The organism is Stenotrophomonas sp. WZN-1 (assembly GCF_002192255.1).
Classification (GTDB): Bacteria; Pseudomonadota; Gammaproteobacteria; order Xanthomonadales; family Xanthomonadaceae; genus Stenotrophomonas.
In genome coordinates, this window is record NZ_CP021768.1 from 224,285 (window position 1) to 244,640 (window position 20,356).

Genomic DNA, 20,356 nt, shown 5'->3' on the forward strand with positions numbered 1-20,356 from the left:
GATCCCATGACTGGCGAAACCGCGGCGGCCGTCGAACGCCGCCCCCACACTGTTGATTCCAGCGCCGAGACACGCATCCAGCAGGGCACGCCGGCCTTCCGCCGCACCGCGCTGGCGCTGTTCCTGGCCGGCTTCTCCACCTTCGGCCTGCTGTACACCGTGCAGCCGCTGCTGCCCGAGTTCAGCCGTCACTTCGGCGTGTCCGCCGCCGGCAGCGCGATGTCGTTGTCGCTGACCACTGGCACGCTGGCGGTGGCGATGCTGCTGGCCGGCCTGCTGTCCGATGCGGTCGGCCGTCGCCCGTTGATGATCGCTGCGCTGCTGGCCTCGGCCATGCTGTCGCTGAGCACCGCGCTGGTGGATGACTGGACCACGCTGCTGGTGCTGCGCACCCTGCTTGGCCTGGCGCTGAGCGGCGTGCCGGCGGTGGCGATGACCTACCTGGTCGAGGAAATGGACAGCCGCGCGCTGGGCCTGGCGATGGGCCTGTACATCGGCGGCAATGCCATCGGTGGCATGAGCGGGCGCCTGCTGGCCGGCATCATCGCCGACCATTGGGGCTGGCGCTGGGGCATCGGCGTGGTCTCGATCATCGCCATCGCCAGTACCGTGCTGTTGTGGCTGCAGCTGCCACCGTCGCGGCATTTCCATGCACGTCGCGGCGGCCTGCGCCAGTTGCCGTCGCGCTGGCGCACGCTGTTCGCCGACCCGGGCCTGCCGTGGCTGTTCGCCACCTCGTTCGTGCTGATGGGCGTGTTCGTCACCCTCTACAACTACCTGGGCTACCACCTGCTGGCGCCGCCGTACCACCTCAGCCAGACCGTGGTCGGCCTGATCTTCAGCGTCTACCTGGTGGGCACCTTCAGCTCGGCGTGGATGGGCCAGCAGGCCACGCGCTACGGCCGCGGCCGCATCCTGTCGATCTCGTTCGCGTTGATCGGCGCCGGCATCGCGTTGCTGGCGACGCCATGGCTGAGCACGATGGCACTGGGCATCGCGCTGGTGACCTTCGGCTTCTTCGGCGGCCACTCGGTGGCCAGCAGCTGGGTCGGCAGCCGCGCCGGTGCGATGCGCGCCGAAGCCTCGGCGCTGTACCTGTTCGCCTATTACCTGGGTTCGAGCGTGCTCGGTGGTGTGGGCGGCCTGGCTTACGCGGCCTGGGATTGGCTGGGTGTGTGCCTGTTCGCCGCCGTGCTGACCCTGATCGGCGGTGGCATTGTCTGGGCGCTGCAGCAGCGCGCCCCGCAGCCGGTGACGGCGTGATCCTGCTCTGGTAGATGCCGACCTTGGTCGGCGCTGTGGCCGTGGGCCAACCAAGGTTGGCCACTACCGGGTGGACTGCACGCTCACCCTTCGGCGAACGCCTCACGCAGCAGCCCGGCGAAATTGCGGATCAACGGCGTCACACCCTCGCGGTGCCACGCCAGCTGCACCTCCGAATGCGCACCGGCATCGGCCAGCGCGACGAAGCGCGCGCCCTCCACGCGGATGTGATCGCAGGACGACGGCAGGATCGCCGCACCCAGGCCGGCGGCGGCCAGACTGATCAGGGTCGAGGCCTCACCGGCCTCCTGCACGATGCGCGGGGTGAAGCCCGCCGCCGCGCACAATGCGATCATGTGGTCATGGATGCCCGCACCGGCGCTGCGGCGAAATGCCACGAACGGCTCCTGCGCAAAATCGCGCAGCGACAGCGCACCCTGCGCCGGGAGTCTGTGCAGGGCAGGGTGGTCGGCGTGCACGATCAGCGCCAGTGGATCGACGAACAGGCTGTGCGCCACCAGCTCCGGTGGCAGCGCACGCTTGCGGATGATGCCCACGTCCAGTGAACCGTCGAGCAGCGCATCGATCTGCTGCAGGGTGTTCATCTCGCTCAGCTGCAGGCGCACCTGCGGATAGCGTTGGCGGTACTGCAGGATCGAGCGCGGAATCTGCGGCGACAGTGGCGTCGCGCGGGTCAGCCCGATGCGTAGCTCACCCTGCTCACCGCGCTGCGCGCGCTGGACTTCGTCCACCGCCGTTTCCACCTGCTGCACGATGGCCCGTGCACGTTCCTGCAGCAGCTCACCGGCAGGCGTCAGCTGCACGCGACGATGGCTGCGCACGAACAGGCGCGCACCGATCAGGTCTTCCAGCTGGCGGATCTGCTGGCTGAGTGGTGGCTGCGACATGCCCAGCCGCTCCGCCGCCTTGCCGAAGTGCAGCGTATCGGCGACGGCAAGGAAGTAACGCAGATGGCGGAGTTCGATGGACATGGGTGCAGTCTATTCATCGCCGGCGGGAAATGGGGTCAGAGCCCGTTGCGCAGCAACGGGCTCTGACCCCGCCAGATCGCGGCCAACTGTCGAAGGCGGGGTGGGTCCGGTTGCGGGGGCGTGAGCCGCATGGGCCCGAGGCATGCCTCGGGCGGGTTGGGCAAGACGCCCAACCCCGGTCTTGCCGTGTGCGCAGGACAGCGCACACGAGCAAGCGGCGACCGAGCTTACATGGGTGAGGGCGCTTTGCTTGCGAAGCACCGCTTCGCAAGCGCCCGAACGCACAGCCGCCAGCGGTTGGGCCGGGCCCCGGAGGGGGACTTGCAGCGTCCCCCCGCAACCGGATCCCCCCCGCCATCCCACGGAATGCCCGCTTTTGACGTTGACGTTGACGTTGCTTCGGCTTCGGCAGGTGCAGGGCGCAGCCCTGCCGAACACCCCTCACCGCTCGGAATGCCCGCTCTGGTCGTAATCGCGCGGACTGAACAACTCCGGCTGGATCAGCTCGATGAACGCCCGCGCCTGCGCCGACAGCGCCTTGCCCCGCCGCACGATCACCCCATAACTGCGTTCCGGGAACCAGCGCTTCATCGACCGCGCCGCCAACCGCTCGCGATCGGCCTCGTTCAGGCACAGCGCCGGCACGATGGAAATGCCCATGCCCATCGCCACGTACTGCTTGATCACCTCCCAGCCGCCCACCTCCAGCGCCACGGTGTAGGCGATGCGGTGGCGCTGGAACACCTGGTCGACCAGGCGGTAGGTGATCTGCCGCTTCGGCGGCAACACCAGTGGATAGCGTGCGATGTCGGCCAGTTCCAGCTCGCCACCGCTGGCCAGCGGATGGTCGTGCGGCGCGATCAGCACCTGCTCGAAGCGGTAGGCCGGGGCGTAGCTGAGGTCGGCTGGCACATCGGTCATCGAACCGATCGCCAGGTCGGCGGCGTCCTCGCGCAGCAGGTCGGTGCCGTCGGCGCTGATTGCGTTGTGCAGGGTCAGGCGCACGTCCGGGTGGTGCAGGCGGAAGCGTTCGACGATCTTCGGCAGCAGGTACAGGATGGTCGAGCTGTTGGCGGCGATGTTCAGCTCGCCCGCATCCAGGCCGCGCACCTTGTCGCGGAAACGCGCCTCCAGCCCATCCAGGTTCTCCACCAGCGGCTGTGCCATTTCGTACAGCAGCTGGCCTTCGCGGCTGGGCACCAGGCGCCGCCCACTGCGCTCGAACAACGGCACCCCCAGCTCGCGTTCCAGCGCCTGCAACTGCAGGCTGATCGCCGGCTGGCTGACGAAAAGTGCCTCAGCCGCCCGTGAGACCGAGCCCAGGCGCACGGTCTGGCAGAACGCGCGCAGCGGCTTCAGCCGGTCGGATTTGTAGGAAAAACGCGGACTTGGCGGGGGGCGTGTGGTCATCGCGTCACAAGTATTAGCACAATTTATGTAGAACATTGCAAAAACTGTTTTGCCAAATACTCGGACCCAGCGGCACCGTGGAGGCGTTCCCCCACCGCTGGAGTCTCCCCATGTCCGCCGTCGCTTCCGCTGTTCCCACCACCGCCGCCAGCAAGGCCACCCCCGGTATCGCCCTGGCGACCCGCGTGGCCGGCCAGGACACCCTGCTGCCGGCGCCGCTGCTGGCCCTGCTGGTGTCGCTGCACCGCGCGGTGGAACCGGGCCGGCAGGCACGGCTGCAGGCGCGCCGCGAGCGCCAGGCGTTCTTCGACCAGGGCGGCCTGCCGGACTTCCGCACGGACACCACCGCGATCCGCAGCGGCGACTGGCGCGTTGCGCCGCTGCCGGCCGCGCTGCAGGACCGCCGCGTCGAGATCACCGGCCCGACCGACCCCAAGATGGTCATCAACGCGCTGAACTCCGGCGCCAAGGTGTTCATGGCCGACTTCGAGGATTCGACCTCGCCGACCTGGCGCAACCTGCTGGCCGGGCAGCAGTCGCTGGCCGCCGCGGTGCGTGGCGATCTCGAATACACCGCACCCAATGGAAAGCACTACGCCCTGCGCCCGTACGACGAGCAGGCGGTGCTGATCGTGCGACCGCGTGGCTGGCACCTGGACGAGAAGCACGTGCGCATCGATGGCCAGTTCATCGCAGGCGGCTTGTTCGACGCGGCGGTGTTCGCCTTCCACAACGCCCGCACCCTGCAGGCGAAGGATCGTGGCCCGTACTTCTACCTGCCCAAGCTGCAGAGCATGGAAGAAGCGGCGCTGTGGGAGACCGCGCTGTCGCACATCGAAGGCATGCTCGGCCTGCCGCACGGCCAGATCAAGGTGACCGTGCTGATCGAAACGTTGCCGGCAGTGTTCGAGATGGACGAGATCCTGCATGCGCTGCGTGACCGCATCGTCGGCCTGAACTGCGGCCGCTGGGATTACATTTTCTCGTACCTGAAGACCTTCCGCCGCCACGCCGACCGCGTGCTGCCCGAGCGCGGCCAGGTGACCATGACCCAGCCGTTCCTGAAGGCGTATTCGGAGCTGCTGATCCAGACCTGCCATCGCCGCGGAGCGCATGCGATGGGCGGCATGGCCGCGCAGATTCCGATCAACAACGATGCCGCCGCCAACGAGCAGGCGATGGCCCGCGTGCGCGCCGACAAGCTGCGTGAAGTCAGCGCTGGCCACGACGGTACCTGGGTCGCGCACCCGGCGCTGATTCCGGTGGCGATGGCGATCTTCGACGAGCACATGCCCGGTGCGAACCAGCACAGCGTGCTGCGCCAGGATGTGCGCGTCGGCCGCGACGAACTGATTGCGCGGCCGCCGGGCACCATCACCCGCGCCGGTTTCGAAGGCAACGTGGAAGTCTGCGTGCGCTACCTGGCGGCGTGGCTGGATGGCAACGGCTGCGTGCCGATCCATCACCTGATGGAGGATGCGGCCACCGCCGAGATCAGCCGCAGCCAGCTGTGGCAGTGGCTGCATACGCCGGGCCAGCAGCTGGACGACGGCACCGCCATCGACCTGGCCCTGCTGGATACCACGCTGGCGCAGCTGCCCGCACGGCTGGGTGACACTGCCGCGCTGCCCGGTGGCGCGCGCATCGGCGAGGCCATCGCCCTGCTCGGCGAACTGAGCCGCAGCAATGAACTGACCGATTTCCTGACCTTGCCGGCCTACGCGCGCATCGACTGACCGACTGCCCGCAAACCCGCCGTTTCCCTCCCCGCTGCACGCACGAACCGAACTGGAGAAAGACATGAGCAAGCTGCCCACTGCCGAACAGATCCAGCACGACTGGGATACCAACCCGCGTTGGGAAGGCATCCAGCGCAACTACAGCGCCGCCGACGTGGTGCGCCTGCGCGGCACCGTCCACATCGAGCATTCGCTGGCCCGCCTGGGGGCGGAGAAGCTGTGGGCGTCACTGCATGAGCGCGAGTTCGTCAACGCGCTGGGTGCATTGACCGGCAACCAGGCCATGCAGCAGGTCAAGGCGGGCCTGAAGGCGATCTACCTGTCCGGCTGGCAGGTGGCGGCCGACGCCAACCTGGCCGGCCAGATGTATCCGGACCAGTCGCTGTACCCGGCCGATTCGGTGCCGGCGGTGGTCAAGCGCATCAACAACACGCTGCTGCGCGCCGACCAGCTGCACCACGCCGAAGGCAAGGACGAGATCGATTTCCTGCAGCCGATCGTCGCCGATGCGGAGGCCGGTTTCGGCGGCGTGCTCAATGCGTTCGAACTGATGAAGGCGATGATCGAAGCCGGTGCCGCTGGCGTGCACTTCGAAGACCAGCTGGCTTCGGTGAAGAAGTGTGGCCACATGGGTGGCAAGGTGCTGGTGCCGACCCGCGAGGCGATCGAGAAGCTCAACGCCGCGCGCCTGGCCGCCGACGTGCTGGGCGTGCCGACCCTGCTGGTGGCGCGTACCGATGCCGAAGCCGCGGATCTGCTGACCAGCGACATCGACGGCAATGACCGGCCGTTCACCACCGGCGAGCGCACTGTCGAGGGCTTCTACAAGACCCGCAATGGCCTGGACCAGGCGATCAGCCGTGGCCTGGCCTACGCGCCCTACGCCGACCTGGTGTGGTGCGAAACCGGCAAGCCGGACCTGGAATTCGCTCGGAAATTCGCCGAGGCGATCCATGCGAAGTTCCCGGGCAAGCTGCTGGCCTACAACTGCTCGCCCAGCTTCAACTGGAAGAAGAACCTGGACGACGCCACCATTGCCAAGTTCCAGCGCGAACTGGGCAGCTACGGCTACAAGTTCCAGTTCATCACGCTGGCCGGTTTCCACGCCTTGAACTACGGCATGTTCAACCTGGCCCACGGCTACGCACGCCGCCAGATGAGCGCGTTCGTGGAATTGCAGGAAGCCGAGTTCGAAGCGGCCGAGCGCGGCTTCACTGCAGTCAAGCACCAGCGCGAGGTCGGTACCGGCTACTTCGACGCCGTGACCCAGGCGATCCAGCAGGGCCAGTCGTCGACCACCGCGCTGACCGGCTCGACCGAGGAAGAGCAGTTCCACGGCGGCCGCAGCGAACGCGCGGCGTGATGCGGTAGTGCCGGCCAGCGGCCGGCACCACCGGGCCTCAGAGCGATCAGGGTGGCCAGGGAAGGGCCAGACAACGCCGGCCGGTCGGGGGACCTGCCGGCGTTGTTGTATCGATGCAAGGGTGCAGCGCGCGGGCAGCGTCAATCAGGCGCACCCCTGGTCCCGGCAACTTGGCCGGAACCCTGTGAAACCCGGCATCGGATTGATCCAGCAGGAGTTTTGCCCGGACACCGGTGACCAGAATGGGCCACCACCGATCTTCACATCAATCAAGATCGGTTGAAGGCTCAAAATGAGATAGGGCGCACACTTTAAAGCGGTGCTATGCTCCGCGGCTCACCAGGGGACGCTGGCGGCGGGTGCAGGGAATGACCGGCAGGGGTGCGGCCGAGAACAGTGATGTGACGACAGGTATCGCCCGGGTGGCGATGGCCGAGATCGTGCACGCTCTGTTGTCCGATGCCGAGGTGGCATTGTTCGCCAGATTCGCCCGCGCATGCAAGCTCCGTGCCGGGCAGTGGCTGTTCCAGCGCGGCCACCGCGGCGAGCGCATGTATGTGATCCTCGAAGGCCAGATCGAACTGGACTTCGGCGAGGACCTGGTGATCAAGACGCTCGGGCAGCACGAGTTCTTCGGCGAACTGGGCCTGCTGGTCGGCGATCACCTGCGCAGCGCCAGCGCGCGCGCGCTGGTCGACTGCGATGTGCTGGAGCTGGGCCCGGCCGATTTCCACCGGCTGGTCGAATCCGATCCCGGCCTGGTGGCCTACTTCCTGCGCCGCACGATCATGCGCGTGCTGACCAACGAACAGGCACTGATCAGACAGCTGCGCCGGCGCAACCACGATCTGGAAACCGCGCTGGACAACCTGTACATCACCACCCACCAGTTGACCCACACCCGCGAGCTGGTGCGTACCGATGAACTGACCGGGCTGCACAACCGCCGTGGCCTCACCCTGTACCTGCAGGAGTGCCGCGAACATGCCGAGGGACCGCCGCAGGCGCTGCTGCTGATCGACTGCGACCGCTTCAAGCAGATCAACGACCGCCACGGCCACCAGGCCGGCGACCGCGTGCTGCAGAGCATGGGCAACATCCTGCGCTCGATGGCCGGCGAGCAGGACCTGGCCTGCCGGCTCGGCGGCGATGAGTTCTGCCTGATCCTGCGCCGTGGCAACCACGAGATCGTGCAGCACGCTGCCGAGTTCATCCTCAGCGCGGTGCACGGCCTGCTCGAGCGCAGCCACGGCACGCCGCATGTAAGCCTGGTCAGCATCGGAGCCAGCCTGCTGGCCGCCGACGCGGACTGGAGCGAGTGGTATGCCAGCGCCGACCGGGCGCTGTACCAGGCCAAGCGTGACGGCGGCAACTGCCTGCGCTGGGTGGATGATCCGGACGACCAATAGGGAGATGCAGGCGATGAATGGCGACAACGGAACGTCAGCCCCGCATAGCCCACAGCTACGCGCCCTGCTGTTCACCGATCTGTGTGATTCGCTGCAGCTGGTCGAGCGGATCGGTGACGTGGCGGCGGCGAGCCTGTTCCAGGAGCACGACCGCCTGGTGCTGGTGCTGCAGCACCGCTGGAATGGCCAGCTGATCGATCGCTCCGACGGCCTGTTCATGCTGTTCGAGCGCACCATCGATGCACTGGGCTTCGCCCTGGACTACCAGCGTGAGCTGCACGCGCTGGGCCAGCAGCGCGCGATTGAGCTGCGCGCGCGCGCCGGCCTGCACGTGGGCGACGTGCTGACCTGGGACAACAGCCCCGAGGCGGTGCGCGCAGGCGCCAAGTCGATGGAAGTGGAGGGCCTGGCCAAGCCGATGGCGGCGCGCCTGATGATGCTGGCCCGCCCCGGCCAGATCCTGCTGTCGGCGGTAGCCGAATCACTGACCCGCCGTGCCACCGATGCACTGGGCGAGCGCGGCACGCGCCTGCTGTGGAAGTCGCACGGGCGCTGGCGCTTCAAGGGCGTGCCGGTAGTGCAGGAAGTGATCGAAGTGGGCGAGATCGGTTCGGCACCGTTGCGCATGCCGCGCGCCAATGCCAAGGCGCGCCGCGACCTGCCGCTGTGGCGGCAGCCGCTGGTGCTGGCCGCCGAAGGCCTGGTGCTGGCGGTGGCGATGCTCGGCGGCTGGCTGCTGCTGCGGCCGGAACCGGCGATTGCGTTCGCTGAGCGCGACTGGGTGGTGCTCGGCGATGTCGACAACCTCACCGGCGATCCGATCTTCGATGACTCGATGCGGCACGCGATCCGCATCGCGCTGGAGCAGTCGCGCTACGTGAACGTGCTGTCGGAGGGCAAGATCCGCGAAAGCCTGGAGATGGCGCGGCTCTCGGGCGATACCCGGTTGAACCGCGATACCGCCGTCGACGTGGCGGTGCGCGAAGGCGCGCGCGCCGTGCTGTTGCCGACCGTGCGGCAGAAGATCGGTGGCTATGAGCTGGCCATCGATGTTGCTGCGCCGGGCAGCGGGCAGGTGATCCAGACGTTCACTGCCACCGCGGATCGATCCGATCAGATGGTGTTCGCGGTGGACGATGTGGTCGGGCGCCTGCGGCGTGGACTGGGCGAGTCGGTGGCAAGCCTGGAACAGTCGTTGCCGTTGCCGCGGGCATCGACCCAGGACCTGCGCGCACTGCGTGCATTCGCCCTGGCCGAGAGTGCACTGGGCCAGCGTCGCTTCGAGGAGGCACGCAACCTCTACCAGGCTGCGATCGATATCGATCCTGGCTTTGCCCTGGCCTACATGGGCGTGGCCAAGCTGCATGCGCGCGTCGAGGAAGGGCGGCGTGCGCGCGAAGCCATGCAGCATGCGCTGGACCTGCAGGATCGCCTGCCACCACGCGAGCGGCTGTACCTGAAGGCCTGGATGGCCGAGCTGGAGCCGGGCGGCTGGGCGCTGGAGCAATGGCGCACGCTGGCCAAGGTCTACCCGGATTCGTTCGCGGGGCTGTCCAACACGTCCTGGTACCTGCTGCAGGCCAACCAGTTCAGCGAGGCCGAGCCCTATGCGCGAGCGGCCGCAGTGCCGCAGGACCCCTTGCGCCTGTATCCGCTGGTCCATCTGGTGCGGATACAGATTGCTGCCAACCAACCGCAGCGTGCCGCCGAAACGTTGGCCCAGGCGCAGATCCTGCGCGGCCGTGATGACGCCGATGAGACCGGCGTGGATGTGCTGGTGGCGCAGGGACAGTACGCCAAGGCAGCAAAGCTGTTGCCGCAGATCCACGCCAGCGATGCCCTGCAGCAGCGGATGAAGCTGCGTGCACAGCTGCTGCTGGCGGCCGCGCAGCGCGACTGCGCGGCGATGCAGCGGGCGATACGCGAAGATGCACCGGCGCCGACGCTGATCGACCTCCAGGTACAGCAGCGCCTGCAGCACGCCAGCGTGGCGGCTCTGTGCCCGAGTGCTGACGGTGCCGAGCTGCAGGCCATTGCGGCGCTGCTGCAGCCGATGCTGCAGGAGCGCGATGATCCCATGCTGCATGCCCGTGGCCTGCAGTGGCTGGCGCTGGTCCACCTGGCCCAGCGCCAGGGCCAGTTCGAACTGGCCAGGCGTTGGCTGGACGAGCAGCGGCCCCTGCTGGGCGGCCTGCGCAGCCCGGTCGCGGACCGCTGGTTGCGCATCGTAAGCGCCATGGATGAGCTGCAGATGCAGCGGCCCGAGGCTGCCCGTACCCTGATCGAGCCGATGCTCGATGGCAGCGAGCCGGTGCAGGCGCACGTCGTGCTGCTGCTCGCGCTGCGCGCGCAGGGCGATGAAGCCGCCGTGCGTCGTCAGCAGGCGTGGCTGGCCCAGCATCGCGGCCAGGCCATTGCCGAGGTCACTGCTCTGCAGGTGTGGCAACCGCTGAACGTGTATGACGTCGCCACGTGGGCTACGCCGGCCACGGCCGGCGCGCCCTGATGGCGGGTCAGCCGTCGATGCGCTCGCCGACCTTGCCGGCTTCGAAGCAGAACACCACGGTCATGGCCGCCACCGACCCGGATAGGTGGGCCTGCAGCCCGTCACGCACCTGGCTCAGTTCCTCGACCGAGGCCAGGGTGCCGATCTTCATGCAGTCGTTCTCGCCGATGGCAGCGTCCAGGCCGATCGAGGCCAGGGCCCTGGCCGGCGCAGCGGTGAAGTGGCTGCGGAATTCTTCGCTGCCGATCAGGTGGTCCAGCAGGGTGCTGGCGTCTGCGGCGGAAAGGCGGGGATGGGTGCTCATGGGGATCGTCCGTAGGTGGAGTTTCTCGTATCGGCCGCGACAGCCTGCCATTGAGGGCCGCGCGTTGCACGTCGCTAAAGTTGGCCGCGCTGCGGTCGTTGCTGCTATGCCGGTTGTGCGGCAGAAGGAAGGAAACCCATGCGCCTGCGCCGCTGCGCCAGCCTGATGTTCGAGCCCCGCGAGGCGGTCACCCTGGACCTGCGCGCGATGCTGGCCGGCCATGCCGAGATGGACAGCCAGATCAGCTGGGTGGCGCTGGCCGCCCATCTGGACCAGCCGCTGCCGGTGGATGCCGAGGAGCGCCAGCTGCTGGGCGAACTCAGCGCGCACCGCTGGAGCGAACCGCCCGCCGATGCCTCTCCGGCCATGCTGGCCCGCCTGGTCGAGCAGGGCCTGCTGCTGACCGACCCGCCGAGCGAGGCGGGGCACCAGATGCGCGACGAGGCGCTACGCCGCAGCCAGTGGTGGCCGCTGGCCGCGCTGGCCCATCGCCATGCGCGCTGGCAGGCCGTGGACAGCGTGGAGGACATGCGTCGGCAGGGGTTGGACACCGCTGCCGGCCTGCGCCAGCGCCTGGGGCCGCCACCGCCGGTGGTGCAGCCCATGCGGGGCGACTACCAGCCGCTGCCGCGCAGCGAAGAGGCCGCGTTCGATGCACTGCTGGCGCGTCGCACCACCTGCCGCAATTTCGACCCGGAACGCGCGCTGCCGCTGCCGCTGCTGGCCCAGGTGCTGCAGCGCACGCTGATGGCCCACGCGGTGCAGAAGGTCGAGCGCGATACCGAGTTCCTGAAGAAGAACGTGCCTTCCGGTGGCGGCCTGCATCCCACCGAGGGCTTCCTGCTGGTGCAGAACGTGGAAGGACTGGTACCGGGCCTGTACCACTACCACCCGGTGCAGCACGCGGTGCTGCCGCTGCCCTCGCCACCGTCGCAGGCACTGCCGGCGCTGGCGCGGCGGATGCTGTCCGGGCAGGCGTGGTTCGCCGATGCGCCGGCGCTGCTGGTGCTGGCGCCGCGCTATGACCGCTGCTTCTGGAAGTACCGCAACCACGCCAAGGCGCACCGTGCGGTGACGCTGGATGTCGGCCACATCTCGCAGCTGCTGTACCTGTGCGCGACCGAGCGCGGCCTGGCGGCCTTCGTCACCGCAGCCATCAACGACGCTGATGTCGATCGTGCCTTCGGATTCGATGGCATCGGCCAGAGCGCGATGGCCATCTGTGGCCTGGGCTGGCGCAGTGCCACGCTGGACACGGCCGAATTCGATCCCGCTGGTCGGGTGACGGTGGGCGACGACCGCTGAGCGGCCGCCGCCCCGGCGTTCACGCCGCTTCGAAGTCCACCAGCACCGCACCATCGCCGACCTGGTCACCGGCCTTGGCGCGGTAGCCCTTGACCGTGCCATCGGCCGGCGCCTGCAGGGTGTGCTCCATCTTCATTGCCTCCAGCACCACCAGCGGCGTACCGCGCTTGACCTCGGTGCCGGCCGCGACCAGCGTGGCCACGATCCTGCCCGGCATCGGCGCCAGCAGGCTGCCGGCGTCGGCCACGGCGTGGTCCGATTCACCCACCGGATCGTGCAGGGTGAAGCGGTGCTGGCCGTCGGCGCCGAACAGGTACAGCTGGTCACCGTCGCGCAGCAGCTGCAGCGACCAGCGGCGCTCGCCCAGCTGCACCGTCAGGCCGTGCACATCGGCCGTGCCGATCACCAGCATCGGTGCTGCGTCATCGCACTGCACGCGCCAGCCATCGGCCTGCGCCCATACCTTCAGCGTGTGCCTGCGTTCGCCCTGCTGCAGCGGCAACACGCGCGGCGCGGACGCGCCGAGCCGCCAGCCATCCTGTGCCTGCCACGGCGAATGCGGGTCGTGCGCATCGCTGCCGGCGTGCGCGGTGCTGGCCACAGCGGCCACCGCGGCCAGCAGCCACAGCGCGTCGTCGCTGTCGCCCACCGCACTCAACGCGGCCTGTTCGCGTTCGATCAGCGCGGTATCCAGCCTGGCATGCGCGAACGAATCGGTGTTCACCAGCCGGCGCAGGAAGCCGGCATTGGTGGTCACGCCCACCACCTGGCAGTCGGCCAGGGCCTGGCTCATGCGGCGCAGCGCGGCGTCGCGGTCCACGTCCCAGACGATCAGCTTGGCGATCATCGGATCGTAGTACGGCGTGATGCTGTCGCCTTCCTCGACGCCGGTATCCACGCGCACATGGGCCGACGGGATCGGCAGGCGCAGGCGGCGCAGGGTGCCGGTGGAGGGCAGGAAGCCACGGTCGGCATCTTCGGCGTACAGGCGCGCTTCGATGGCGTGACCGTGGATGGCCAGCTGGTCCTGGCGCAACGGCAGCGGCAGGCCCGAGGCCACGCGCAGCTGCCACTCCACCAGGTCGGTGCCGGTGATGTATTCGGTCACCGGGTGCTCGACCTGCAGGCGGGTATTCATTTCCATGAAGTAGAAATCGCCATCCGGGCCGGCGATGAACTCCACCGTGCCGGCACCGACGTAGCCCACCGCACGCGCGGCGTCGACCGCGGCCTTGCCCATCGCAGCACGACGTTCGGGACTCATGCCCGGTGCGGGTGCTTCTTCCAGTACCTTCTGGTGGCGGCGCTGCACCGAGCAGTCGCGCTCGAACAGATAGACCGCCTCACCGTGGCTGTCGCCGAACACCTGGATCTCGATATGGCGCGGGCGCTCGACGTACTTCTCGACCAGCACGTGGTCGTTGCCGAACGCCGAGGCCGCCTCGCGCTGGCAGCTGGCCAGCGCATCGACGAAGTCCTCGCTGCGCTCGACCTTGCGCATGCCCTTGCCACCGCCACCGGCGCTGGCCTTGATCAGCACCGGGTAGCCGATGCCATCGGCCTGCGCGCGCAGGAAGTCCGGCGCCTGCTGGTCACCGTGGTAGCCCGGCGTCAGCGGTACACCGGCCTTGGCCATCAGCGCCTTGGCCGCGCTCTTGTCGCCCATCGCGCGGATGGCGCTGGCCGGCGGCCCGATGAAGGTGATGCCGGCGGCGGCGCAGGCATCGGCGAAGTCGGCATTCTCGGACAGGAAGCCATACCCGGGGTGGATCGCCTGCGCGCCGGTCAGGCGTGCGGCGTCGAGCAGGGCATCGCCGCGCAGGTAGCTCTCACGCGCGGCGGCCGGGCCGATGTGGATGGCTTCGTCGGCCAGGCGCACGTGGCGTGCGTTGCGGTCGGCATCGGAATACACCGCCACGGTGGCGATGCCGAGGCGACGGCAGGTGGCGATGACGCGGCAGGCGATCTCGCCGCGGTTGGCGATCAGGACTTTGGTGAACATGGCAACAGGCTCGGTCATGGCACGGGTTACATGCGGAACACGCCGAAGCGCGTCTGCTGCGGGGCGGCGTTGAGGCTGGCCGACAGCGCCAGGGCCAGCACCCGGCGGGTGTCGGCCGGATCGATCACACCGTCATCCCACAGGCGCGCGCTGGCGTAGTACGGATGGCCCTGCTGTTCGAACTGCTCGCGGATCGGCGCCTTGAACGCATCCTCTTCCGCTGCCGGCCATTGGCCGCCCTTGGCTTCGATGCCATCGCGCTTGACCGTGGCCAGCACGCTGGCGGCCTGTTCGCCGCCCATCACGCCGATGCGTGCGTTCGGCCACATCCACAGGAAGTTCGGCGAGTAGGCGCGGCCGCACATGCCGTAGTTGCCGGCGCCGAACGAACCACCGATCACCACGGTGAACTTGGGCACCTTGGCGCAGGCCACCGCCATCACCAGCTTGGCCCCGTCCTTGGCGATGCCGCCCTGTTCGTACTTGCGGCCGACCATGAAGCCGGTGATGTTCTGCAGGAACACCAGCGGGATGTTGCGCTGGGTGCACAGCTCGATGAAGTGCGCGCCCTTCAGCGCCGACTCGGAGAACAGGATGCCGTTGTTGGCGATGATGCCGATCGGGTAGCCGTTCAGATGGGCGAAGCCGGTGACCAGGGTTGCGCCGTAGCGTGGCTTGAACTCATCGAAGCGCGAGCCATCGACCAGTCGCGCGATGACCTCGCGCACGTCGTAGGGCTTGCGCGTGTCGGCCGGGATCACGCCATACAGGTCGTGCGCCGGCAGCAGTGGTTCCTCGCTGGGCTGCACCGCCATCGCCGGTTCCGGCTTGCGCCAGTTCAGCTGGGCGATGATCGCGCGCACCCGTGCCAAGGCCTGCAGATCGTTGTCGGCCATGTGGTCGGCCACGCCGGAAATGCGCGTGTGCACATCGGCGCCGCCCAGTTCCTCGGCCGTCACCACTTCACCGGTCGCCGCCTTCACCAGCGGTGGGCCGCCGAGGAAGATGGTGCCCTGCTCGCGCACGATCACGGTCTCGTCGCTCATCGCCGGCACGTAGGCGCCACCGGCGGTGCAGCTGCCCATCACGCAGGCGATCTGCGGAATGCCCTGCGCCGACAGGTTGGCCTGGTTGTAGAAGATGCGGCCGAAATGGTCGCGGTCGGGGAAGACTTCGTCCTGCAGTGGCAGGAACGCGCCACCGGAATCGACCAGGTAAATGCACGGCAGGTGGTTCTGTTCGGCGATCTCCTGCGCGCGCAGGTGCTTCTTCACCGTCATCGGGTAGTAGGTGCCGCCCTTGACCGTGGCGTCGTTGGCCACGATCACGCATTCCACCCCGCTCACCCGGCCGATGCCGGCTACCACGCCGGCGGCGGGCACGGCGTCTTCATACATGCCATGCGCGGCCAGCGGCGCGATTTCCAGGAAGGCGCTGCCGGGGTCGAGCAGGGCGTCGATGCGGTCGCGCACCAGCAGCTTGCCGCGTGCGGTGTGCTTGGCACGCGCGGCGTCGCTGCCGCCCAGCGCGGTGCGGGCGAGGGTGGCATGCAGGTCATCGACCACGGCCTGCATCACCGCGCGGTTGCTTTCAAACGTTTCGCTGCCCGGTTGCAGCTGGCTGTTCAGGACGGTCATCGCGGTGGCCTTACAGGGTGCGCTGGAACAGTTCGCGGCCGATCAGCATGCGGCGGATCTCCGAGGTGCCGGCGCCGATTTCATACAGCTTGGCATCGCGCCACAAGCGGCCGGTCGGGTATTCGTTGATGTAGCCATTGCCACCGAGGATCTGGATCGCCTGGCCGGTCAGCCAGGTGGCCTTCTCGGCGGCGTACAGGATCGCACCCGCCGCGTCCTGGCGGGTGGTGCGGCCCTGGTCGCAGGCGCGCGCCACGGCATAGACATAGGCGCGGCACGCGCCCAGGCCCACGTACATGTCTGCGATCTTGGCCTGGATCAGCTGGAAGCTGCCGATCGGTTCGCCGAACTGGTGGCGCTCGTGCACATAGGGCATGACCACGTCCATGGCCGCGGCCATCAGGCCCAGCGGGCCACCGGACAGCACCACGCGTTCGTAGTCCAGGCCGGACATCAGCACGCGCACGCCACCGCCGACCTGGCCCAGCACGTTCTCTTCGGGAATCTCGCAGTCCTGGAACACCAGCTCGCAGGTGGGCGAAGAGCGCATGCCCAGCTTGTCCAGCTTCTGCGCAGTGGAGAAGCCCTTCATGCCCTTCTCGACCAGGAACGCGGTGATGCCCTTGGCACCCGCTTCCATGTCGGTCTTGGCGTAGACCACCAGCACGTCGGCGTCCGGGCCGTTGGTGATCCACATCTTGTTGCCGTTGAGTACGTAGCGGTCGCCGCGCTTGTCGGCGCGCAGCTTCATCGAGACCACGTCCGAACCGGCACCCGGTTCGCTCATCGCCAGCGCGCCGACCAGGCTGCCATTGCACAGGCCGGGCAGGAAGCGCTGCTTCTGTTCTTCGTTGCCGTTCTTGCGCAGCTGGTTCACGCACAGGTTGGAGTGCGCGCCATAGGACAGGCCGATGCCGCCGGAGGCACGCGAAATTTCTTCCATCGCCACCACGTGGGCCAGGTAGCCCATGCCGGTGCCGCCGTATGCTTCTTCCACGGTGAGGCCGAGCAGGCCCTGCTCGCCCAGCTTCGGCCACAGGGCCAGCGGGAACTGGTTGCTGGCATCGGCCTCGGCGGCCAGCGGGGCGACCTCGGCGGCGGCAAAATGGGCCACGCTCTGGCGCAGCAGGTCGATGTCTTCGCCAAGATCGAAGTTCAGGGATGGCACGTGCATTGTGGTGGCTCCACGGCGGGATGGCAGGAAATGGACGCACCCGGCGGGGGAGCGGGCGGCGGTGTACAGGACCGCCACCCGCACGGGCGATGGGCCCAGCGTAGCGGGGTTCGGGTAAGAAGTGAATACGAATTCAAAAATTGAAACTAGAATCAGAACATGGCCTATAAACGCTCTGCATTGATGGAAGAACGCCTGGCGGGCGCCCGTGAACGGATCCTGCTGGCCACCCGCGAGCTGGTCGCCACCGGCGGCTGGCGCAACGCCCCGGTGACCGCCGTGGCGACCCAGGCGGGGGTGTCCACCGGCCTGATCTATCGCCATTTCCCGTCCAAGGCCGAGCTGTTCGTGGAGGTGCTCAACGCCGCGGTGGCCCACGAGGTCGCGATCATGGAGCGCATCGCCAGCGGCCCGGAGGTGGCCAGCGAGCGCCTGCGGCTGGCGATCACCGCCTTTGTCCGCCGCGCCCTGGCCGGGCCGGGGCTGGCGCACGCCTTCATCGTTGAACCGGTCGATCCGGACGTGGAAGCCGAGCGCATGCGCGGTCGGCGCGCGTTCGGCGACGTATTCCTGCGGCTGGTGGAGGAGGGCGTGGCAGCCGGTGAACTGCCGGTGCAGGACGCGCATGTGGCCGCCGCCTGCCTGGTCGGTGCCTTCACCGAAGCGATGGTCGGCCCGACCGCGCCCAGCCGCGAAGCGCACCGCGACGAAGACGCGCTGGTGGATGCGATCTGCAGCTTCTGCCTGCGCGCGATCGGCGCCCCCGCAAAACGGTAGCGCCGGGCCATGCCCGGCGGCTGTTGCCATGCTCGACTGCTGTTGCCGCGCTTCGCGCTCGCCGGGCGTGGCCCGGCGCTACCCGCATGCGGCCGTGGCCGCATGCTGCGCCGCACCAGCAGTGACGCCTGTTGTCGCACGCAAGGCGCGTTCTATACTCGGTCCATCACGCAGTCGCTCAGCCGTGGTCCAACGACTATCAGCCAGGGGTAACGAAGAGTGCGGAATTACGATCTGGAGTTCCTGAAACGCTTCTCCATGGTGATCGCGCTGCTGGCGACCATCACCCTCGGCCTCATCCTCCTTGCCGCCTACATCCACACCCGGATTCCGCCCGAGGTGTCGCCGACCGCGGCCAAACGCACCGAACAGCGCATCTCGCCCACCGGCGCGGTCTATGCCGGCAGCACCGGCGCCGCCGCGCAGGCCGCCGCCAAGGCCGCCGCGCTGGCCAAGGCGGCCTCGCAGGTGGCTTACGGCGGCACCAAGGATGGCAAGGTGATCTTCGACAACCTGTGCACCGCCTGCCACACCACCGGCGTGGGCATGGCACCGACGCTGGACCATTCGCACTGGGACAAGCGCATCGCGCAGGGCAAGGACACCCTCTACAAGCACGCCATCGAGGGCTATACCGGCCCGGATGGCGGCATCATGCCGCCCAAGGGCGGCAACCCGGCCCTGACCGAAGAACAGATTCACGCCACCGTGGACTGGATGCTGGGTAACCTGAAATAGCCGAGCGTGCCGGCCGCTGGCCGGCAACCACGCATCGCACGAAGGTCATGGGGTTGCCGGCCAGCGGCCGGCACTACCCGGCTTTGCCCGCCGAGGCCTGATCACCCATATGCGCCCGCTGCGCAGGTGGGGTTTCGCATTTCAGGGTTAGTCTGTGCGCCCTCTTCCAAGGAATCGCCCGTCGATGCGCCGCCGCTCCCTCGCCCTTGCCCTGTCCCTGCTGCTGCCGGCCGGCGCTTTTGCCCAGGCCCTGCCACAGGCCGCACCGGTCGTGACCACCCCCGCCGCGCGCAGCAGCGCCACGGTGGTGCTGACCGCCGCGCCGGCCGACTGGCGCGCGCTGGATGGCCAGCGCGTGCGCATCGCGGCACCGCTGACCCTGGCCGGTACCGATGGCCTGGAGCGCTTCGGCCAGCTCACCGTGGCCTTCGATGGCCGCCTCTGGCAGCCGACCGAAGTGGCCGCGCCGGGTACCGCCGGCTACGAGCAGGTGATGGCAGACAACCAGCGCCGCCGCCTGCTGCTGGACGACGGCAGCGATGCCCGCGACCCGGCCAGCGTGGCCTACCTGCCGGGCAACCCGGTGCTGCGCACCGGCATGCAGCTGCGCAATGTGGAAGGTGTCGTGCACGTGGATGCACAGGGCCGTCCGCGCCTGCAGGTGGATGGCGCGTTGACCCTTCCCGAGCCGCAGCGCCCGGCGGTACCCCAGGTGCCCGGCAGCCTGCATATCGCTGCGTTCAACCTGGAGAATTTCTTCAATGGCGACGGTCAGGGCGGCGGCTTCCCGACCCTGCGCGGTGCGCGCACGCCGGATGAGCACAAGGCGCAGGTAGCCAAGCTGGTCACTACGGTCAATGCGCTGGGCGCTGATGTCGCCGCGCTGATGGAGCTGGAAAACGATGGCTATGGCCCGCAGTCGGCCATCGCCGAACTGGTCAGCGCCCTCAACGCCGGTCTTGCCGCCGACAAGCAGTGGGCCTTCGTCGATGCCGGCGAGGGGCCGGGCAGCAACCCGATCCGGGTTGGCATCATCTATCGCAGGAGCGCGTTCAAGCCGCTGGGCAAGCCGTTGACCAGAATCGACGGTCCGTTCGCCGAACACAGCCGCGCACCGCTGGCGCAGGCCTTCCAGGGCAAGGGCGCACCCTTCATGGTGGTCGCCAACCATTTCAAGTCCAAGGGCTGCCGTGATGCCAGCGGCGGCGATGCCGACCGCAACGATGGCCAGGGTTGCTGGAACGCCACCCGGGTGGAATCGGCAAAGCAGTTGAACCAGTGGGTGCAGGCCGAAGCTGGCCGCCTGAAGGTGAAGGACGTGGTGCTGCTGGGCGATTTCAACGCCTACGCGATGGAAGACCCGATCCGCACCCTGCATGACCTGGGCTGGCAGGACGCGTTCAAGGTCGCCAAGGTCGAGCATCCCTACAGCTACGTCTACAACGGCTATACCGGCCGCCTCGACCACGCGCTGCTCAGCCCGGGCATGGCCCAGCGCCTGCGCGGTGCCGCCGAATGGCACAGCAACGCCGACGAACAGGACGCCAGCGGCTACCAGGGCCGCAACGTGCAGGGCCCGTGGCGCAGCTCCGACCACGACCCGCTGCTGCTGGGCTTCGATAAATAACCCAGCGGTTGGGCATCCGCTTGGGTGTGGGCGCGTACATGGGGCGGCACTGATCCTGCTGTTGTTTTTGACCTTTCAGTCCGCCTTCAAGCGAGCCGAGCATCGCAGGT

Annotated in this window: 15 protein-coding genes; 9 read left to right on the forward strand and 6 right to left on the reverse strand. The window is 68.3% G+C overall.

The window, feature by feature from the left end; genetic code table 11:
* Positions 1-6 precede the first annotated feature (6 nt).
* Positions 7-1,263 (forward strand): MFS transporter, encoded by a 1,257-nt coding sequence (locus CCR98_RS00990; RefSeq protein ID WP_087921170.1) that lies wholly within the window; start codon positions 7-9, stop codon positions 1,261-1,263.
* Positions 1,264-1,346: 83 nt separating this feature from the next.
* Here the strand turns inward: CCR98_RS00990 and CCR98_RS00995 are convergent, their stop codons facing one another.
* The gene (locus tag CCR98_RS00995) at positions 1,347-2,255 is read right to left on the reverse strand and encodes a LysR family transcriptional regulator (protein WP_087921171.1); all 909 of its coding nucleotides are present in this window, start codon (positions 2,253-2,255) and stop codon (positions 1,347-1,349) included.
* 441 nt (positions 2,256-2,696) lie between these two features.
* Positions 2,697-3,665, reverse strand: a complete 969-nt coding sequence (locus tag CCR98_RS01000) for a LysR family transcriptional regulator (protein WP_012509737.1) — start codon at positions 3,663-3,665, stop codon at positions 2,697-2,699.
* Positions 3,666-3,775: 110 nt separating this feature from the next.
* On the opposite strand from CCR98_RS01000, the gene aceB reads away from it, so the two are divergent.
* The 4 genes from aceB (at position 3,776) to CCR98_RS01020 (ending at position 10,682) form a co-directional block, all read left to right on the forward strand.
* Positions 3,776-5,401 (forward strand): malate synthase A, encoded by a 1,626-nt coding sequence (aceB, locus tag CCR98_RS01005; RefSeq protein WP_087921172.1) that lies wholly within the window; start codon positions 3,776-3,778, stop codon positions 5,399-5,401.
* 64 nt (positions 5,402-5,465) lie between these two features.
* Entirely contained in the window at positions 5,466-6,767 is a 1,302-nt protein-coding gene (gene aceA, locus CCR98_RS01010) for an isocitrate lyase (RefSeq protein WP_087921173.1), read from the forward strand.
* A 368-nt stretch (positions 6,768-7,135) separates the two neighbouring features.
* Complete coding sequence (locus CCR98_RS01015; RefSeq protein ID WP_087921174.1) at positions 7,136-8,176, forward strand: GGDEF domain-containing protein; 1,041 nt, start codon at positions 7,136-7,138, stop codon at positions 8,174-8,176.
* A 4-nt stretch (positions 8,177-8,180) separates the two neighbouring features.
* On the forward strand, positions 8,181-10,682 hold the full coding sequence (locus CCR98_RS01020) for a putative peptide modification system cyclase (protein ID WP_087921175.1): 2,502 nt from the start codon (positions 8,181-8,183) through the stop codon (positions 10,680-10,682).
* 7 nt (positions 10,683-10,689) lie between these two features.
* On the opposite strand, the gene CCR98_RS01025 is transcribed toward CCR98_RS01020, so the two are convergent.
* Complete coding sequence (locus CCR98_RS01025) at positions 10,690-10,986, reverse strand: NHLP-related RiPP peptide (protein ID WP_087921176.1); 297 nt, start codon at positions 10,984-10,986, stop codon at positions 10,690-10,692.
* 138 nt (positions 10,987-11,124) lie between these two features.
* Between CCR98_RS01025 and CCR98_RS01030 the strand changes: the two genes are divergently transcribed.
* On the forward strand, positions 11,125-12,291 hold the full coding sequence (locus tag CCR98_RS01030) for a putative peptide maturation dehydrogenase (protein ID WP_087921177.1): 1,167 nt from the start codon (positions 11,125-11,127) through the stop codon (positions 12,289-12,291).
* A 19-nt stretch (positions 12,292-12,310) separates the two neighbouring features.
* Here the strand turns inward: CCR98_RS01030 and CCR98_RS01035 are convergent, their stop codons facing one another.
* From CCR98_RS01035 to CCR98_RS01045, 3 genes are read right to left on the reverse strand one after another with little or no spacing between them, the layout of a single operon-like run.
* Positions 12,311-14,293, reverse strand: a complete 1,983-nt coding sequence (locus tag CCR98_RS01035) for an acetyl/propionyl/methylcrotonyl-CoA carboxylase subunit alpha (protein WP_087924117.1) — start codon at positions 14,291-14,293, stop codon at positions 12,311-12,313.
* A gap of 26 nt (positions 14,294-14,319) precedes the next feature.
* Entirely contained in the window at positions 14,320-15,930 is a 1,611-nt protein-coding gene (locus CCR98_RS01040; RefSeq protein ID WP_087921178.1) for a carboxyl transferase domain-containing protein, read from the reverse strand.
* Positions 15,931-15,940: 10 nt separating this feature from the next.
* On the reverse strand, positions 15,941-17,104 hold the full coding sequence (locus CCR98_RS01045) for an isovaleryl-CoA dehydrogenase (RefSeq protein ID WP_014035590.1): 1,164 nt from the start codon (positions 17,102-17,104) through the stop codon (positions 15,941-15,943).
* A 159-nt stretch (positions 17,105-17,263) separates the two neighbouring features.
* On the opposite strand from CCR98_RS01045, the gene CCR98_RS01050 reads away from it, so the two are divergent.
* The 3 genes from CCR98_RS01050 (at position 17,264) to CCR98_RS01060 (ending at position 20,246) form a co-directional block, all read left to right on the forward strand.
* Positions 17,264-17,881: a TetR/AcrR family transcriptional regulator gene (locus tag CCR98_RS01050; protein ID WP_087921179.1), complete on the forward strand. Its 618-nt coding sequence runs from the start codon at positions 17,264-17,266 to the stop codon at positions 17,879-17,881.
* Between the two features lie 219 nt (positions 17,882-18,100).
* Positions 18,101-18,619, forward strand: a complete 519-nt coding sequence (locus CCR98_RS01055; protein ID WP_005407662.1) for a c-type cytochrome — start codon at positions 18,101-18,103, stop codon at positions 18,617-18,619.
* Between the two features lie 184 nt (positions 18,620-18,803).
* A complete protein-coding gene (locus tag CCR98_RS01060; protein ID WP_087921180.1) occupies positions 18,804-20,246 on the forward strand; it encodes an ExeM/NucH family extracellular endonuclease in 1,443 nt (480 codons plus the stop codon).
* Positions 20,247-20,356 lie beyond the last annotated feature (110 nt).

Excerpts from the sequence above, each read along its gene's own strand:
- CCR98_RS01040 (WP_087921178.1), bottom strand. The coding sequence starts at position 15,930 with ATGACCGTCCTGAACAGCCAGCTGCAACCGGGCAGCGAAACGTTTGAA.
- CCR98_RS01015 (WP_087921174.1), top strand. The coding sequence starts at position 7,136 with ATGACCGGCAGGGGTGCGGCCGAGAACAGTGATGTGACGACAGGTATC.
- CCR98_RS01050 (WP_087921179.1), top strand. The coding sequence starts at position 17,264 with ATGGCCTATAAACGCTCTGCATTGATGGAAGAACGCCTGGCGGGCGCC.
- CCR98_RS01035 (WP_087924117.1), bottom strand. The coding sequence starts at position 14,293 with ATGTTCACCAAAGTCCTGATCGCCAACCGCGGCGAGATCGCCTGCCGC.
- CCR98_RS00990 (WP_087921170.1), top strand. The coding sequence starts at position 7 with ATGACTGGCGAAACCGCGGCGGCCGTCGAACGCCGCCCCCACACTGTT.
- aceA (WP_087921173.1), top strand. The coding sequence starts at position 5,466 with ATGAGCAAGCTGCCCACTGCCGAACAGATCCAGCACGACTGGGATACC.
- CCR98_RS01020 (WP_087921175.1), top strand. The coding sequence starts at position 8,181 with ATGCAGGCGATGAATGGCGACAACGGAACGTCAGCCCCGCATAGCCCA.
- CCR98_RS01060 (WP_087921180.1), top strand. The coding sequence starts at position 18,804 with ATGCGCCGCCGCTCCCTCGCCCTTGCCCTGTCCCTGCTGCTGCCGGCC.
- CCR98_RS00995 (WP_087921171.1), bottom strand. The coding sequence starts at position 2,255 with ATGTCCATCGAACTCCGCCATCTGCGTTACTTCCTTGCCGTCGCCGAT.
- CCR98_RS01045 (WP_014035590.1), bottom strand. The coding sequence starts at position 17,104 with ATGCACGTGCCATCCCTGAACTTCGATCTTGGCGAAGACATCGACCTG.
- CCR98_RS01025 (WP_087921176.1), bottom strand. The coding sequence starts at position 10,986 with ATGAGCACCCATCCCCGCCTTTCCGCCGCAGACGCCAGCACCCTGCTG.
- CCR98_RS01000 (WP_012509737.1), bottom strand. The coding sequence starts at position 3,665 with ATGACCACACGCCCCCCGCCAAGTCCGCGTTTTTCCTACAAATCCGAC.
- aceB (WP_087921172.1), top strand. The coding sequence starts at position 3,776 with ATGTCCGCCGTCGCTTCCGCTGTTCCCACCACCGCCGCCAGCAAGGCC.
- CCR98_RS01030 (WP_087921177.1), top strand. The coding sequence starts at position 11,125 with ATGCGCCTGCGCCGCTGCGCCAGCCTGATGTTCGAGCCCCGCGAGGCG.